The sequence below is a fragment of the Pseudomonas sp. MDV22-iso1 genome, from assembly GCF_058145095.1.
Genome location: NZ_JBYVMF010000002.1, coordinates 296,785 through 312,094, shown reverse-complemented (window position 1 = coordinate 312,094; position 15,310 = coordinate 296,785). Strand labels below are relative to the sequence as shown.

The following is a 15,310-nucleotide window of genomic DNA, read 5'->3' as shown; positions in this document are numbered from 1 at the left end:
AGACGCCGTCAAAAAGGAACAGTACGTATAGGACAGGGCACCCTGACTACTTCCTGCCAATTTTCTCCGGGATACAGGTTTACGCAGATGAGCAAGACTTCTCTCGATAAGAGCAAGATCAAGTTCCTTCTTCTCGAAGGCGTCCACCAATCGGCTGTCGACGTTCTCAAGTCGGCGGGCTACACCAGCATCGAGTACCTCACGGGTTCTCTGCCGGAAGCCCAGCTGAAGGAAAAGATCGCTGATGCGCACTTCATCGGCATTCGCTCCCGCACTCAACTGACCGAAGAGATCTTCGATCACGCGAAGAAGCTCGTGGCTGTCGGTTGTTTCTGCATCGGCACCAACCAGGTCGATCTGAACGCAGCTCGCGAACGCGGCATCGCGGTGTTCAACGCCCCGTACTCCAACACCCGTTCCGTTGCCGAGCTGGTGCTGGCCGAAGCGATCCTGTTGCTGCGCGGCATCCCTGAGAAAAACGCTTCCTGCCACCGTGGCGGCTGGATCAAGAGCGCGGCCAACTCCTTCGAAATCCGGGGCAAGAAGCTGGGTATCGTCGGTTACGGATCGATCGGTACTCAACTGTCGGTCCTGGCTGAAGGCCTGGGCATGAAGGTGTACTTCTACGACACCGTGACCAAGCTGCCATTGGGCAACGCAACGCAAGTTGCCAGCCTGACCGAACTGCTGGGCATGTCCGACATCGTCACCTTGCACGTTCCGGAAACCGCTGCGACCCAGTGGATGATCGGCGAGAAGGAAATCCGCGCCATCAAGAAGGGCGGCATCCTGATCAACGCGGCTCGCGGTACCGTGGTCGAGCTCGACGCACTGGCGGACGCGATCAAGGACAAGCACCTGATCGGCGCGGCCATCGACGTATTCCCGGTGGAGCCTCGCTCCAACGACGAAGAGTTCGAAAGCCCGCTGCGTGGCCTGGACAACGTGATCCTGACCCCGCACATCGGTGGTTCCACCGCAGAGGCGCAAGCCAACATCGGTCTGGAAGTCGCTGAGAAACTGGTGAAGTACAGCGACAACGGTACCTCGGTTTCCTCCGTCAACTTCCCGGAAGTGGCCCTGCCGGCTCACCCTGGCAAGCACCGCCTGCTGCACATCCACGAGAACATTCCGGGTGTGATGAGCGAGATCAACAAGGTCTTCGCCGAAAACGGCATCAACATTTCCGGTCAGTTCCTGCAGACCAACGAGAAAGTCGGTTACGTCGTGATCGACGTCGATGCAGACTACTCGGAAATCGCCCAAGAGAAACTGCAGCACATCAACGGCACCATTCGTTGCCGTGTGTTGTTCTGATAGTGACTTGAGTGAAAAAAAAGGGAGCTCCTCGGAGCTCCCTTTTTCATGACCGTGAAACAGTTACTTCACAGTCACGGTGATCTTCTTCGACACGATTGGCGGATCGAACGGCATGTGGCCGCTGTCACCCAGTTCCAGCTGCAAGGTGTGCTTGCCCGGTGCCAGTTTGATCTCGGCCTGGGTTTGCGCCTTGCCGAAGTGCATGTGGTTGGCGTCCAGCGGAATCGGTGCGCCGGCGGCTGGCAGTTTGTCGACGTCGATCAGCAAATGGTGGTGACCGGTGTTTTTGGTAACGTCACCGGCAGGGGCAAGGGACACGTCCTTGACGCCGAACTTGACGGTGAAGGTTTCCGGGACGGTGGCACCGTCTTCGGGAGATACGATAAATACTTCTGCACCCTTGGGGGCCGGAGTCGCAGCCATTGCCATCATCGAAGCACTCAACAACAGGCCGGCGAATGCTGCTCGTGACATAAAGGTTTTCATTCTCTTCTCCAGTTTTTTCGTAAAATCCGTGCAGTCATGACAACTTCATGACCATTTGTTGTCGAAGGCACTCGACAACCATAGCAAAGCGAGCCAAACCAAAGACTCGCGATAATGAATTCAAGGAGTGACCATGCGCTTGTTGCCTGGCCTGATCTGCCTGTTACCTCTTCTGAGCCCGCTGGCTCATGCCGAACTGATTGACGACGTGAACGACCGCGGCGAATTGCGCATTGCCCTTGAGGCTAATACACCGCCCTTCAATTTCAAGGATGACGGCAAACTAACAGGCTTTGAAGTCGAATTGGGTCAGCTGCTGGCGAATGAGCTGGACGTGCGTGCCGATTTCGTCGTCGTCGACTCCAACGATCTGTTGCCCGGCGTCGAGAGCGGCAAGTACGACGTCGCCATCAATCACATAGCAGTGACCCCGGAACTCAAGGATCGTTTCGACTTCAGCGAACCTTACAGTTACGCCAAAGCGGATTTGATCGCGCAGAAAGAAGAAGAGCCGCGCTCGATGCTGCTGGTGCAGACACTGGCGCAGGAGAAGCCCAAAGCAGCTGCGCCGGTGAGCCTGGCGATTCCGTTTCAGAAGGGAAATCCGGCGTTTCATGCCAGCCTGGAGAATGCACTGGCGCGGATCAAGGCCGATGGACGACTGGAGGCGCTGGAGCAGAAGTGGTTGGAGTCGGACACGAGCGTCGCGCCGAAGCCATAATTTCAGACTGATGCGCACCACTGTAGGAGTGAGCCTGCTCGCGATAGCGGTCTGTCATCCAACATCTTTGTTGACTGACATGGCCTCATCGCGGGCAGGCTCGCTCCCACAGTAGTTTTGTGGTGATGGTCAGTCCTGCGCAGTAAGAGCCTGCGCTGCTTGGGCCAGCTCCAGCTCGCTGAAGACCTGAACGCCATGGCGCTTCAGCAACGCGGCCGTCACCCCTTCGCCACTGACCTTCACCCCACTGAACGTCCCGTCATAAGTCAGCAAATTCCCACAGGACGGGCTGTTCGCTTTTAGCACGGCAATACGGATACCGTGCTTTTGCACCAGCTCCAGCGCCTGATAGGCCCCGGACAAAAACTGCGCGCCGACGTCCTCGCCCTCGGTGGTGATAACCGACACTTGTCCATCGAGCACTTGAGCGCCCTGTCCGCCCGGGATTTCCGCCGCCGCCCTCGGGGTCGGCAATCCTCCGGCGACTTCCGGACACAAGGGTACGACCCGACCTTCGTCGATCCATTGTTGAAGCTGATCGAAAGGCCCGCTGGCGCCGCCGTCATAACGAACCCGGTGACCCAGCAGGCAACGGCTTACCAGTATCTTTTGCATGATTAGAAAGGCTCGTTGCCGCGACGTCGGAACCAGCCCGTCAAAGACAGGCGATTTCGGGTGGCGGGCATCACTTCGTGAGGGACTTCACCCGACAGGAACACCACCAGGCATCCGCCGACCGGCACCACATCGTGTTCGGTGCCTCCATTCAGGTACATGCGCAACTGACCGCCGTGCTCTGGCAGCCAGGCGTCATTCAAGTAGACCACCGCCGAGACCATGCGGCGATCATCGTCGCGAAAGCGATCCACGTGCCGGAGGTAGAAAGCACCGGGCGGGTACAGTGCGAAATGGCTTTCGAAGTCTTCCAGCCCCAGGTACAGGCCCCGATTCAACGCTTCGCGCAGGCTGTCCATCAATTGCAAATAGCTGTCGCACGCCAATGCCTGACCGGGCTCGATCCACTGGATATGGTCACCCCTGATGCCCTCGCGAATCTCCGATGTCGGTCCGCGTCCCACGGCTGCCGGGGCCAATTCACCTTCGGCCGCACGTTTATGGCACTCAGCCGCCAGTTCCCGGGTCAGACCCAGAGGCAGGAAAATATTCTGCTGTGACCAACCCTGTGTAGCCAGGTCGTCGACGATACGTAACAGCAGCGGATGATCAGAGGGTATTTGCATGGCGCGCATAGTATTCCTGTGCCTGCAAATCCGACAGAGCCGCGCAGCGGCTTGATACGAATTCTCGACAAGTCCGGATACCACACGGAGAATAGTCGCCTGCTGACAGGAGTCCCTATGCGCCGTTTGCTTTTCTCACTGTTGATGTTCTGCGTAATGCCCGCCTGGGCAGACGGCCACGATCAGCTGTACAAGGTCGCCGGCTGGCCGGAACAACGCGCGCACTTTAACGACGCCCTCTCGGCCGCCCAGCAGCGTTACCAGAACAGCCTGCCACCGGCGGTGTTTCAGGCATTGGTCAACAACAGCAATCAGCGTTTCGCCCCCCAGGCTGTCGATCAGCGCGCAGAGGCACAACTGCGCAAGGTGCTGGCCGATCCCAAGCCCGCGCTAACCTTTTTCCAGTCGCCGCTGGGCAAGAAAATCGTCGCCGCCGAGTTACTCGCGACCCGTCGTGATCAACTGGCAAAAAACGCCAAGGGTTTACCGAAAATCGAGGCCAGCGACAGCCGCTTGCTCATCATCGGCCACCTGGCTCAGGCACTGCCCGCCCGCGAAGCCGGCGCCGAGGTCAGCCTGGCAATTGCCGGTGTCGCGGCCGACAGTCTGAGTTCGATGATTCCGGGTTTGCTCGGTGGCGGTCAGGCTCAAGGCATGTTGAATGGTCAGCGCCAGCGCTTGATGGAACAAATTGGCAGCGACCTGAACAACACGCTGCTCTACGTTTATCGCGACCTGTCGGATAACGAACTGGAAGAGTTCGCCACCTTTGCCGAGTCTGCTGAAGGCAAGGCTTACTATCAGGCGGCGCTGGCGGCGATTCGGGCGGGGTTGGCGGTGGGGCAGAATCCTTAGCATCCAGGACGCTATAGATTTCGCCCCTTGATCCGCTTCGTCAAAAACCCGAAATACTCCGCTCTCAATGCCTGCGTCTCATTCGCCAGGTGATGCCGCGCCTGCGGCAACATCAACACCTGCGGCCGATCGAACTTGGCCTTCAGCACCCCAAGGTTGTGTTCCCAATCCACCGTCATGTCCGCCTGCCCCTGCACAATCAGCGGCCGACGCAAGCTGTTGGGTGCCGCCTCGATACGCTTGATCCAGCGCGCCAACGCACCCACCCAGGCGGTCGGCAGACGTAGCGGTTGCAGCGGATCGGCTTGCAGGAAGGGTAAGAAATCCGGGTCGTTGGAGTTTTCGCTGAAGCGCCGGGCGATGGCTTTAACGAAGGGTCTGAGCAGGTAGTAACTCAATTGCGACCAGCCCCAGGCGCGCGGCCGAACCAGCGGCGACAGCAGGATTACCTGGCCCTGCGCCGGGCTGTCAGCACCCTGATTGAGCACATGATCGATCACGATCGCTCCTCCCGTGCTTTGCCCGCACAGGTGCCACGGCTGCGGCATATCAAGGGACAGCGCCTCCGCGAAAAGCCCTTGCAGCGTGTCCTGGTACTCCGAAAAATCCATGATGCTCGCCCGCTCGCCACTGGACAGGCCATGCCCCGGCAAATCGCAGGCAATCACCGCGAAGCCCTGATCCAGCGCCCACTCGATCACATGCCGATACAGCCCGGTGTGATCGTAGAAACCGTGAAACAGAAACAGCGTCGCCTTCGCCCGTGCTGGCCACCAGAACTGGCTGACCACCTGATACCCATCGACCGCAAAACGGCCCAAGCCACTGCGCAGTTCCCGCCCCGGGAAATCGAGGCCATAAAAACGCTGATAGGCCAGCGCTTCCACCGACAACGGCTGCCCCTCGGCCAATGGCCGCAGGCTGTCGCGCAAATGATCGGGGGCGAAAGTGGCAGACATGAGTAATTCCAGCAGGTGAAACGGACTTTATGGGGCTGCGATATTCATCTGTCGCGGCAAGCATGGCAAGCTAGCCGACCTCTAAGGATGATACCCATGCGCCCGGTCTACCGCACCACACTGTTCGCCAGCTTGCTCGCCCTCGTGTGTGCCGCCGTGTTGTGGGCTGCCTACGACTGGTTTCAGGGGCGCTACCTGCGTGCGTTCAGCGAGCACACCGCCGTGTTCTCCGGCGACCCGCTGCGCCTGCCTGACGACCTCGCCGGTCCCGGCGCCATTCGCCTGGTGCACTTCTGGGACCCGGCCTGCCCCTGCAACGTCGGCAATCAACAGCACCTCACCGAACTGGTGGCTCGCTATGTGCCGCAAGGTGTCGAATTTTACTCGGTGCAAAAGCCCGGCAGTCACGGCCAGTTACCGAGCACATTGAGCAGCCTCAAGACCATCACCGTGCTGCCCGGCTCCGAACAGATCCCCGCCAGCCCGGCCGTGGCGATCTGGGATCGCACCGGCAAGCTGGCGTATTTCGGCCCCTACAGCGAAGGCCTGACGTGCAATTCAAGTAACAGCTTCATCGAACCGATTCTCCAGGCTTTGAACGAAGGCCGCCCGGTGAGTGCCACGCACACACTGGCGGTGGGGTGTTACTGCCCATGGCCGGTCGATACACCGAAGTAGGGACAAACCAGGCAACACGAATCCCTCCTACGGGCGATGGGCCTATTCAGTAAGCCGTGTTAAACAGTGACGCCAGGGAATAGCTGCCACTAATAACAAGAACAAGGAACCACCATGAAACGTCTCCTGACTGCCCTCGTCCTGCTCATAGTCGTGCTTGCCGCGGGCGCTGGCTGGTACGTCTACAGCAAGCAGCCGACACGCCAGGGCATGGTTGAACTGCAACACCTGCAGGGTTCAGTCACCGTGCGTTACGACGAGCGCGGCATCCCGCACATCCGCGCTGAAAATGAAAAAGACCTCTACCGCGCGCTCGGCTATGTGCATGCACAGGACCGTCTGTTCCAGATGGAAATCCTGCGCCGACTCGCCCGTGGCGAACTGGCTGAGGTGCTCGGCCCGAAACTGCTCGATACCGACAAGCTGATGCGCAGCCTGCGTATTCGCGAACGCGCCGAAACCTACCTCGCCAACCTGGATAAACAGTCACCGGCGTTCATTGCCATGCAGGCCTATCTGGACGGAATCAACCAGTATCAGGACACCCATGCGAAACCTGCAGAGTTCGACGTGCTGGGCATTCAAAAGCGTCCGTTCACAGCCCAGGACACCATCAGCATCGCCGGCTATATGGCGTACAGCTTTGCCGTCGCGTTTCGCACCGAGCCGTTGCTGACCTACGTGCGCGATCAACTCGGGCCCAATTACCTGAACGTCTTCGACCTCGACTGGCAGCCCAAAGGCGTGCTGGCGAACAGTCACGGTGGCGCGGCGCCGGCCCTTGGCAGCGCGGACTGGAAAGACCTCAATACCCTCGCCCGCTTGAGCGAACAAGCACTGGCCGATAACGGTTTGCCTCAGTTCGAGGGCAGTAACGCCTGGGTCGTGGCCGGCAACCGCACCAAAAGCGGCAAGCCGTTACTGGCAGGTGATCCGCACATCCGCTTCTCCGCGCCGTCGGTGTGGTACGAGGCGCAACTCTCGGCGCCCGGTTTCGACCTCTACGGTCACTATCAGGCCTTGATGCCATTTGCCTCGCTGGGGATGAACCGCGATTTCGGCTGGAGCATCACCATGTTCCAGAACGATGACATGGACCTGATCGCCGAGAAGGTCAATCCGGGCAATCCCAATCAGGTCTGGTATCGCGGCAAATGGGTCGACATGGTGACCAGCGAACAACAGATCGCCGTGAAGGGTCAGGCGCCGGTTACCTTGGTGCTGCGCCAGTCGCCCCACGGTCCGATCGTCAACGATGCCCTAGGCACCAGCGTCGGCAAAACCCCGATTGCCATGTGGTGGGGATTCCTGGAAAGCCAGAACCCGATTCTCGAAGGCTTCTACCAGCTAAACCGCGCCGACACCCTGGCCAAGGCACGCAGTGCCGCTGCCAAGATCCAGGCACCGGGCCTGAACGTTGTGTGGGCCAATGCCAAGGGCGACATCGGTTGGTGGGCAGCGGCGCAACTGCCCAAGCGACCTGCCGGCGTCAACGGAAATTTCATTCTCGACGGCAGCACCGCCGAGTCGGACAAGGATGGTTTTTACCCGTTCAGCGCCAACCCGCAGGAAGAAAACCCGGCGCGCGGCTACATCGTCTCCGCCAACTTCCAGCCCGTATCACCGACCGGCATGGAGATTCCCGGCTACTACAACCTGCCCGACCGTGGGCAGCAGCTCAATCGCCAGCTCAGCGACAAAGCCATCAAGTGGGATCTGGACACCAGCCAGAAGCTGCAGCTGGGCACCACCACCGGCTACGGTCCGCGACTGTTGGCGCCGTTGCTGCCGGTGTTGCGTGAAGTCGTGAGTAGTCCCGCCGAACTCAAGTTGGTGGAGCAACTGGCGCAGTGGAAAGGCGATTACCCGCTCGACTCCACCAGTGCCACGCTGTTCAACCAGTTCCTGTTCAACCTCGCTGACGCGGCGATGCACGACGAGCTGGGAGATGCTTTCTTCGAAACTCTGCTCTCGACTCGGGTGATCGATGCCGCACTGCCGCGCCTGGCCGCGACTGCCGACTCGCCGTGGTGGGACAACCGCACCACCCTCGGCAAGGAAACCCGCGCCGACACGGTCAAGACGGCGTGGCAGGCGAGCCTTGCTCACCTCAACACAACCCTCGGCACGGATGTCACGCAATGGCAGTGGGGCAAGGCGCACACGCTGACTCACGTGCATCCGCTGGGGCAGCAGAAACCACTGGACCGGATCTTCAATGTCGGCCCGTTCGCAGCACCGGGCAGCCATGAAGTACCGAACAATCTTTCCGCCAAGATCGGGCCGGCGCCGTGGCCGGTCACTTATGGTCCCTCGACCCGCCGGCTGATCGACTTCGCCGACCCGGCCCACAGCCTGACCATCAACCCGGTCGGCCAGAGCGGCGTGCCGTTCGATGGTCATTATGAGGATCAGGCTGAGGCGTACATCGAAGGGCTCTACTTCCAGGCTTATCTCAGTGATGAGGAAGTGACGGCGAATACGCGCAGTACGCTGAAGCTGTTGCCGGCGCGGGGTGCCCAGTAAAATCTTCGGACTGGACTGGCCCCATCGCTAGCAGGCTAGCTCCCACAATGGAACTGCGCGCACCGAACCAAATGTGGGGGCTAGCCTGCTAGCGATGGGGCCCATAAGAACAACACACATTCCGGATCAAACCATCGCCGCAAAATTCAACCTGAACTGCTGCGGCGTTACCCCAAGCCGACGATTGAACACACTGCGCATGTGTTGTGCATCGCGGAAACCGCACTGATACGCCACTGTCTTGAGTGGCGAAGCGGTGCTTTCGAGCATCACCCGTGCTGCATCCACCCTCGCCCGCTCGACAAACTCCGCCGGGGTGATTTTTGCTTCCTTGGCAAACACCCGGGAAAAGTTGCGGGCGCTCATGTTGACGGCATTGGCCAGGTCGGCGAGGGTCAGATCGCCATTGAGATTTGCCAGAACGTAAAGCTGAACCAATGCCACCGCCGACGTCGGTTCAGCGTGCGGGGTCAGGAACGGACTGAATTGCGATTGCCCGCCCGAGCGTTGCGTGAACACCACCAGTCGCTTCGCCACGCTCAACGCGATTTCCGGGCCGTGATCCTGGGCCAGCAGATACAGCGACAAATCGATCCCTGCCGTGACCCCTGCCGACGTAAAGAGCTCGGCGTCCTGCACGTAAAGACGATCGGCGTCCACTTGTGTCGACGGATACAACGCAGCCAATGCCGCCGCATCGCCCCAATGCGTCGTCACGGTCCGCCTCTCCAGCAACCCTGCCCGGGCGAGCATGAAGGCGCCGTTGCAGATCGAACCAAAGCGTTTCGCCCGCGCGCAGGCGTCACGCAGCCAGGCATCGAAAGTCGGGCTGAAATTCATGAAGGGCAACTGCGGCCCACCGGCCACCAGCAACAGGTCGTAAGCTTCCAGCGCCTCGCTGAAATGGCGATGCGCATTGAGCGACAAGCCATTGGAACAAGGCATCATCCCGCGCTCGACGCCGATGACATCCAGCCGATAGTGATCCTGCGGAGGCAGGAAGCGATTGGCCTCGGAAAACACATCCATGGGGCCGGTAACGTCCAGGGACTGAACGCCGGCGAATACCACGATGGCGACGGTTTTACTCATGACGGGAAACGCCCTCGAAGGCCCTGACTGCACTTAATACCTGTAGCAGCTGCCGAGGCACGAGGCTGCGTTGCGTGTCCGCAGGACCGCCTTCGGGGCCGCTACGCAGCCCAACGCAGCCTCGTGCCTCGGCAGCTGCTACAGGGATGTGTGCGTGATCTGGCTTCCACGTTAGCCAATCCCGGCCTGACAAGCGAGGTTGGCGCGATATGCATGCTCATTGGCAAGGATCGCAGCCATGCATCGATTGTCCGCTCAGGGTGGCGGGAACAGACTTGTTCCATCAGCGCCGCCACGGCGTTCCCCACGAGGAAAGCACCCATGAGCAGCATCATCGCCGGTATCAAAATCCCCGACAGCGCATTGGCCAGGGCCACTACCGAGTACATCCGCGACGTCGAATCCGACTTGCTGTACCACCACTCCCGCCGGGTGTTTTTATTTGGCGCCCTGAGCGGTGAACGCAAGCAGCTTGAATACAATCCCGAGCTGCTTTACGTCGGCGCGATGTTCCATGATCTGGGGTTGGTGGAAGGTCATCGCACTGACGATGAACGCTTTGAAGTCGACAGCGCCAACGCCGCCAAGGCATTCCTGAAACCTTACGGTCTTTCGGATGACGATATCGAACAAGTGTGGCTGTCGATTGCCCTGCACACCACACCGGGCGTGCCGCAACACTTGCGGCCCAACGTGGCGCTGGTCACTGCCGGGGTCGAGATGGATGTGCTGGGTATCGACTACGCGGCGTTTTCCAACGGGCAGCGAGAGGCAGTGGTGCATGCGCATCCACGGGGTGACGGGTTCAAGGAGTGCATCCTGTGCGCCTTCGCCAACGGCTTCAAACACAAACCGGACACGACGTTCGGCACCGTGAACGCGGACGTGCTGGTGGACAGTGAGCCGGGCTTCAAGCCGATGAACTTTGTCGAGATTATTCGCAAGTCGCCTTGGGTTTCCTGAACATAAAAATCAAAAGATCGCAGCCTGCGGCAGCTCCTACAGTTCGGTGGTACATCCGCGAAATGGCGGGGTACTTTCCTTTGTAGGAGCTGCCGCAGGCTGCGATCTTTTGATCTAAAGCGCTATCAAACCGCTTCCGGTGCCTGCGCGCGACGCACGTCCGGTTGCTTCCACGAATCTGCAGCACTTTCTTCGATCGCTTGCTGAATCGCCTTCTTGCGCGACTCTTCGGCACGGCGGCTGAAGAACCAGACCAGGAACGTCACCAGCGACACCGCCAGCAGAATAAGGCTGGCCACGGCGTTGATCTCAGGCTTCACGCCCAGACGCACCGCCGAGAACACTTCCATCGGCAAGGTCGTCGAGCCCGGGCCGGACACGAAGCTCGCCAACACCAGGTCATCCAGCGACAACGCGAAGGACATCATGCCGCCCGCCGCCAGCGAAGGCGCGATCATAGGGATGGTGATCAGGAAGAACACCTTCCATGGCCGCGCCCCCAGGTCCATGGCTGCCTCTTCGATGGACAGGTCCAGCTCACGCAAGCGCGCCGACACCACGACCGCCACGTACGCCGCACAGAACGTCGTGTGGGCAATCCAGATGGTGACGATGCCGCGTTCCTGCGGCCAGCCGATCATCTGCGCCATCGCCACGAACAGCAGCAACAGCGACAGACCGGTGATCACCTCAGGCATTACCAGCGGCGCGGTGACCAGGCCACCGAACAGCGTGCGACCCTTGAAGTGGGTGATACGGGTCAGCACGAAAGCTGCCAGTGTACCCAGCGCGACTGCCGCAATCGCCGTATAGCAGGCGATTTCCAGCGAGCGCACCACCGAGCCCATCAGTTGGGTGTTATCCATCAGGCCGACGTACCACTTGATCGACCAGCCGCCCCACACCGTTACCAGTTTGGAAGCGTTGAACGAGTAGATCACCAGGATCAGCATCGGCGCGTAGATGAACAGCAGACCCACTACCAACATGAAGCTTGAGAAACGGAAGCGCTTCATTCTTTGCCCTCCATTTCTTTGGCCTGGCTACGGTTGAACAGAATGATCGGCACAATCAGGATCGCCAGCATCACCACCGCCAGGGCAGACGCCACCGGCCAGTCACGGTTATTGAAGAACTCTTGCCAGAGCACTTTACCGATCATCAGGGTTTCCGGACCGCCCAGCAGTTCCGGGATCACGAACTCGCCCACGACGGGAATGAACACCAGCATGCAGCCAGCAACAATGCCGTTCTTGGACAGGGGAATGGTGATTTTCCAGAAGCTGTTGAAGGTGCTCGAACCGAGGTCGGACGCGGCTTCCAGCAGGCTGTTGTCGTGCTTCACCAGGTTGGCGTAGAGCGGCAGGATCATGAACGGCAGATAGGAATACACCACGCCGATATACACCGCGAGGTTGGTATTGAGGATCTGAAGCGGTTCATTGATCCAGCCCATGGTCATCAGGAAACCGTTGAGCAGACCGTTGTTGCTGAGGATGCCCATCCACGCATACACGCGAATCAGGATCGCGGTCCAGGTCGGCATCATGATCAGCAGCACCAGCACCGTTTGCATTTCTTTGCGGGCACTGGCGATGGCATAGGCCATTGGATAACCGATCAGCAGGCAGAGGACGGTGCTGATCAGCGCCATCTTCAACGAGCCCAGGTACGCGGCGATGTACAACTCGTCGTCGCCGAGCATCGCGTAGTTGCCCAGGTTGAGCAGCACCTGCAGCTTCTGGTCAACGAAGTTGTAGATCTCGGTGTACGGCGGGATGGCCACGTCGGCTTCGGCGAAGCTGATCTTCAGAACGATGAAGAACGGCAGCATGAAGAACAGGAACAGCCAAATGAACGGAACCCCGATGACCAACTGGCGGCCACCGGGAATTATTCGATTGAGGCGGCGTTTGAATTTGCGCATGTTCATGAGCGAAGCACCACGCCGCTGTCGTCTTCCCAGTACACGTAGACCTGATCACCCCAGGTCGGACGCTGGCCACGGCGTTCAGCATTCGCCACGAAGGACTGCACCAGCTTGCCGCTTGGCAATTCGACGTAGAACACCGAGTGACCGCCGAGGTAGGCGATGTCGTGGACCTTGCCGCTGGACCAGTTGTATTCGCAGGTCGGCATGTCTGCAGTAACCAGCAGTTTTTCCGGACGGATTGCGTAGGTGACCGACTTGTCCTGCACCGAGGTGCTGATGCCGTGGCCGACGTAGATTTTCCGGTCCAGGTCCTTGCAGGTAATGATCGCGTGACCTTCTGCGTCGTCGATCACTTCGCCTTCGAAGATGTTGACGTTGCCGATGAATTCGCAGACCAGGCGGCTGGTCGGGGTTTCATAGATGTCGATCGGGCTGCCGATCTGGGCGATCCAGCCCAGGTGCATGATCGCGATACGCTCGGCCATGGTCATGGCCTCTTCCTGGTCGTGGGTCACCATGACGCAGGTTACGCCGACGCGCTCGATGATCTCGACCAGCTCCAGCTGCATTTGCGAACGCAGTTTCTTGTCCAGGGCACCCATCGGTTCGTCGAGCAGCAACAGCTTCGGTCGCTTGGCCAGGGAACGTGCGAGCGCCACACGCTGACGCTGACCGCCGGACAATTGGTGCGGCTTGCGCTTGGCGTACTGGCTCATCTGTACCAGCTTGAGCATTTCAGCCACGCGAGCATCGACTTCAGCGGCGGGAATCTTGTCCTGCTTGAGGCCGAAGGCGATGTTCTGCGCCACGGTCATGTGCGGGAACAAGGCGTAGGACTGGAACATCATGTTGATCGGCCGCTCGTAAGGCGGCATGTCGGTGATGTCTACGCCATCGAGGAAAATGCGCCCCTCCGTAGGCCGCTCGAAACCCGCGAGCATGCGCAGTAACGTGGATTTGCCCGATCCCGAACCGCCGAGCAAGGCGAAAATCTCGCCTTTCTTGATCTCCAGGGACACATCGTCCACGGCAATCGTCTCGTCGAACTTCTTCGTGACCCGGTCGATTTTGACCAACACCTGTTTAGGTGTCTGGTCGCCCTCGAGGGCTTTCTTATAGGCGCCGGAGGCAACTGCCATTTACGAAACTCCCAGAAAAAAAGAGTGCAGTTCGCTCAAGGTGAGCCAACCTTGGATAGTTTGAGCCTTGAAGCTATTTACCCGACTTGACCTTGGTCCAGCTGCGGGTCATCAAACGTTGAATGTTTGGTGGTAACTCGATGGACACATAGGTCTTGTCGAGGACGGCTTGCGGTGGATAAACCGCTTCGTCGGTGCGAATGGATTGCTCCATCAGCTTGTCCGACCCCGGATTAGGGTTGGCGTAGCCGACGTAATCACTGACCTGGGCGATCACCTCAGGTTTCAGCAGATAGTTGATGAATGCGTGAGCTTCCTTGACGTTGGACGAGTCCTTTGGAATCGCCAGCATGTCGAACCACAGCGCGCCACCTTCCTTCGGAATCGAGTAGGCGATGTTCACGCCTTTCTTCGCTTCGTCGGCGCGGTTCTTGGCCTGGAACATGTCGCCGGAGAAACCGATCGCGATGCAGATGTCGCCGTTGGCGAGGTCCCCAATGTATTTGGAAGAATGGAAGTACGTGACGTACGGCCGCACAGCCAGCAACTTGGCTTCAGCCTTTTTGTAATCTTCGGGATTAGTGCTGTTGGCGTTCAGACCCATGTAGTTGAGGACCGTCGGCATCATTTCATCGGCGGAATCCAGGAAGGCTACACCGCAGCTTTGCAGCTTCTTGATGTTCTCCGGTTCGAACAGCACACCCCACGAATCGATCTTGTCGACGCCCAGCACTGCCTTGATCTTGTCTACGTTGTAACCGATGCCGTTAGTGCCCCACAGGTACGGCACGGCATACAGGTTGCCCGGATCGTTCTGTTCCAGGCGCTTGAGCAGCACCGGGTCGAGGTTCGAATAATTGGGCAGTTGGGACTTGTCGAGCTTCTGGAAAGCGCCGGCCTTGATCTGCTTGCCGAGGAAGTGGTTGGACGGCACAACGACGTCGTAACCGGTACGCCCGGCCAGCAATTTGCCTTCCAGGGTTTCGTTGGAATCGAAGACGTCATACACCGGTTTGATGCCGGTTTCTTTCTGGAAGTCCGCCAGGGTGGTCTGACCGATATAGTCCGACCAGTTATAAATATGCACCGTACCGGCAGCCTGGACACTGACAGCGAGTGTCAGTCCGGCACCAACCAGCAGGGCATTGCGCAACAAAGAAAAAATAGGCAAGTGGAGGTCCTCTAAAATTAGTTGGGCCCAAGTTGCCCCGTGTTACATGACAGCATTAGCAGCCCTGCAACAAAACCGGCGCGCAACTTACCCTCGAAAAACCGTTCCAGCAAAACTTTTATGCAGGCCCTTGTAGGAGCAGCCGGTCGACGCTCGATTGCTCGCGATAGTCGTCAACGATAACGCGTGGTGCCTGACACCCCGCGGCGTTACGAATTTTTTCGCG

Annotated in this window: 15 protein-coding genes; 6 read left to right on the top strand and 9 right to left on the bottom strand. The window is 59.2% G+C overall.

The features are described from left to right. The first annotated feature begins 87 nt into the window (after window positions 1-87). Window positions 88-1,317 (top strand): phosphoglycerate dehydrogenase, encoded by a 1,230-nt coding sequence (serA, locus tag AC3ZVB_RS03780; RefSeq protein WP_162438387.1) that lies wholly within the window; start codon window positions 88-90, stop codon window positions 1,315-1,317. Window positions 1,318-1,380: 63 nt separating this feature from the next. Here the strand turns inward: serA and AC3ZVB_RS03775 are convergent, their stop codons facing one another. Further along, window positions 1,381-1,806, bottom strand: coding sequence for a DUF4399 domain-containing protein (locus AC3ZVB_RS03775; protein ID WP_162438388.1), 426 nt, complete (start codon window positions 1,804-1,806; stop codon window positions 1,381-1,383). A 133-nt stretch (window positions 1,807-1,939) separates the two neighbouring features. On the opposite strand from AC3ZVB_RS03775, the gene AC3ZVB_RS03770 reads away from it, so the two are divergent. After that, complete coding sequence (locus tag AC3ZVB_RS03770) at window positions 1,940-2,527, top strand: transporter substrate-binding domain-containing protein (protein WP_194690998.1); 588 nt, start codon at window positions 1,940-1,942, stop codon at window positions 2,525-2,527. A gap of 129 nt (window positions 2,528-2,656) precedes the next feature. Here the strand turns inward: AC3ZVB_RS03770 and AC3ZVB_RS03765 are convergent, their stop codons facing one another. Both AC3ZVB_RS03765 and AC3ZVB_RS03760 read right to left on the bottom strand, forming a co-directional pair. Further along, window positions 2,657-3,142 (bottom strand): 2-thiouracil desulfurase family protein, encoded by a 486-nt coding sequence (locus AC3ZVB_RS03765; protein WP_490145797.1) that lies wholly within the window; start codon window positions 3,140-3,142, stop codon window positions 2,657-2,659. Window positions 3,143-3,144: 2 nt separating this feature from the next. After that, window positions 3,145-3,777, bottom strand: coding sequence for a 2OG-Fe(II) oxygenase (locus AC3ZVB_RS03760; protein WP_490145796.1), 633 nt, complete (start codon window positions 3,775-3,777; stop codon window positions 3,145-3,147). A 108-nt stretch (window positions 3,778-3,885) separates the two neighbouring features. On the opposite strand from AC3ZVB_RS03760, the gene AC3ZVB_RS03755 reads away from it, so the two are divergent. Continuing rightward, complete coding sequence (locus AC3ZVB_RS03755; protein WP_162438392.1) at window positions 3,886-4,623, top strand: DUF2059 domain-containing protein; 738 nt, start codon at window positions 3,886-3,888, stop codon at window positions 4,621-4,623. A gap of 11 nt (window positions 4,624-4,634) precedes the next feature. On the opposite strand, the gene bipL is transcribed toward AC3ZVB_RS03755, so the two are convergent. After that, a complete protein-coding gene (gene bipL / locus AC3ZVB_RS03750; protein ID WP_490145795.1) occupies window positions 4,635-5,582 on the bottom strand; it encodes a phospholipase BipL in 948 nt (315 codons plus the stop codon). A gap of 96 nt (window positions 5,583-5,678) precedes the next feature. On the opposite strand from bipL, the gene AC3ZVB_RS03745 reads away from it, so the two are divergent. Both AC3ZVB_RS03745 and AC3ZVB_RS03740 read left to right on the top strand, forming a co-directional pair. Then, the gene (locus tag AC3ZVB_RS03745) at window positions 5,679-6,260 is read left to right on the top strand and encodes a DUF6436 domain-containing protein (RefSeq protein WP_162438394.1); all 582 of its coding nucleotides are present in this window, start codon (window positions 5,679-5,681) and stop codon (window positions 6,258-6,260) included. 114 nt (window positions 6,261-6,374) lie between these two features. Next, window positions 6,375-8,786 (top strand): penicillin acylase family protein, encoded by a 2,412-nt coding sequence (locus AC3ZVB_RS03740; RefSeq protein WP_490145794.1) that lies wholly within the window; start codon window positions 6,375-6,377, stop codon window positions 8,784-8,786. 126 nt (window positions 8,787-8,912) lie between these two features. Here the strand turns inward: AC3ZVB_RS03740 and AC3ZVB_RS03735 are convergent, their stop codons facing one another. Continuing rightward, entirely contained in the window at window positions 8,913-9,878 is a 966-nt protein-coding gene (locus tag AC3ZVB_RS03735; protein ID WP_490145793.1) for a GlxA family transcriptional regulator, read from the bottom strand. Between the two features lie 321 nt (window positions 9,879-10,199). On the opposite strand from AC3ZVB_RS03735, the gene AC3ZVB_RS03730 reads away from it, so the two are divergent. After that, window positions 10,200-10,841 (top strand): HD domain-containing protein, encoded by a 642-nt coding sequence (locus AC3ZVB_RS03730; RefSeq protein WP_490145792.1) that lies wholly within the window; start codon window positions 10,200-10,202, stop codon window positions 10,839-10,841. Between the two features lie 125 nt (window positions 10,842-10,966). Here AC3ZVB_RS03730 and AC3ZVB_RS03725 read toward each other — a convergent pair whose 3' ends face one another. The 4 genes from AC3ZVB_RS03725 to AC3ZVB_RS03710 all read right to left on the bottom strand — a co-directional run bounded on the left by AC3ZVB_RS03725 (window position 10,967) and on the right by AC3ZVB_RS03710 (window position 15,084). After that, a complete protein-coding gene (locus AC3ZVB_RS03725; RefSeq protein ID WP_194690991.1) occupies window positions 10,967-11,857 on the bottom strand; it encodes an ABC transporter permease subunit in 891 nt (296 codons plus the stop codon). Further along, window positions 11,854-12,735, bottom strand: coding sequence for an ABC transporter permease subunit (locus AC3ZVB_RS03720; protein ID WP_178114308.1), 882 nt, complete (start codon window positions 12,733-12,735; stop codon window positions 11,854-11,856). The genes AC3ZVB_RS03725 and AC3ZVB_RS03720 overlap by 4 nt, the downstream gene beginning before the upstream one ends. Before the next feature lie 35 nt (window positions 12,736-12,770). Continuing rightward, the gene (locus tag AC3ZVB_RS03715; protein ID WP_162438400.1) at window positions 12,771-13,913 is read right to left on the bottom strand and encodes an ABC transporter ATP-binding protein; all 1,143 of its coding nucleotides are present in this window, start codon (window positions 13,911-13,913) and stop codon (window positions 12,771-12,773) included. Window positions 13,914-13,986: 73 nt separating this feature from the next. Then, window positions 13,987-15,084 carry a polyamine ABC transporter substrate-binding protein gene (locus tag AC3ZVB_RS03710; RefSeq protein ID WP_162438401.1) on the bottom strand — a complete coding sequence of 366 codons (1,098 nt, stop codon included), beginning with the start codon at window positions 15,082-15,084 and terminating at the stop codon, window positions 13,987-13,989. Window positions 15,085-15,310: the final 226 nt, after the last annotated feature.

Bases quoted from the DNA above. Each gene is read 5' to 3' on its own strand.
- AC3ZVB_RS03760 (WP_490145796.1), bottom strand. From the start codon at position 3,777: ATGCGCGCCATGCAAATACCCTCTGATCATCCGCTGCTGTTACGTATC.
- AC3ZVB_RS03730 (WP_490145792.1), top strand. From the start codon at position 10,200: ATGAGCAGCATCATCGCCGGTATCAAAATCCCCGACAGCGCATTGGCC.
- AC3ZVB_RS03765 (WP_490145797.1), bottom strand. From the start codon at position 3,142: ATGCAAAAGATACTGGTAAGCCGTTGCCTGCTGGGTCACCGGGTTCGT.
- serA (WP_162438387.1), top strand. From the start codon at position 88: ATGAGCAAGACTTCTCTCGATAAGAGCAAGATCAAGTTCCTTCTTCTC.
- AC3ZVB_RS03775 (WP_162438388.1), bottom strand. From the start codon at position 1,806: ATGAAAACCTTTATGTCACGAGCAGCATTCGCCGGCCTGTTGTTGAGT.
- AC3ZVB_RS03735 (WP_490145793.1), bottom strand. From the start codon at position 9,878: ATGAGTAAAACCGTCGCCATCGTGGTATTCGCCGGCGTTCAGTCCCTG.
- AC3ZVB_RS03715 (WP_162438400.1), bottom strand. From the start codon at position 13,913: ATGGCAGTTGCCTCCGGCGCCTATAAGAAAGCCCTCGAGGGCGACCAG.
- AC3ZVB_RS03740 (WP_490145794.1), top strand. From the start codon at position 6,375: ATGAAACGTCTCCTGACTGCCCTCGTCCTGCTCATAGTCGTGCTTGCC.
- AC3ZVB_RS03755 (WP_162438392.1), top strand. From the start codon at position 3,886: ATGCGCCGTTTGCTTTTCTCACTGTTGATGTTCTGCGTAATGCCCGCC.
- bipL (WP_490145795.1), bottom strand. From the start codon at position 5,582: ATGTCTGCCACTTTCGCCCCCGATCATTTGCGCGACAGCCTGCGGCCA.
- AC3ZVB_RS03770 (WP_194690998.1), top strand. From the start codon at position 1,940: ATGCGCTTGTTGCCTGGCCTGATCTGCCTGTTACCTCTTCTGAGCCCG.
- AC3ZVB_RS03725 (WP_194690991.1), bottom strand. From the start codon at position 11,857: ATGAAGCGCTTCCGTTTCTCAAGCTTCATGTTGGTAGTGGGTCTGCTG.
- AC3ZVB_RS03745 (WP_162438394.1), top strand. From the start codon at position 5,679: ATGCGCCCGGTCTACCGCACCACACTGTTCGCCAGCTTGCTCGCCCTC.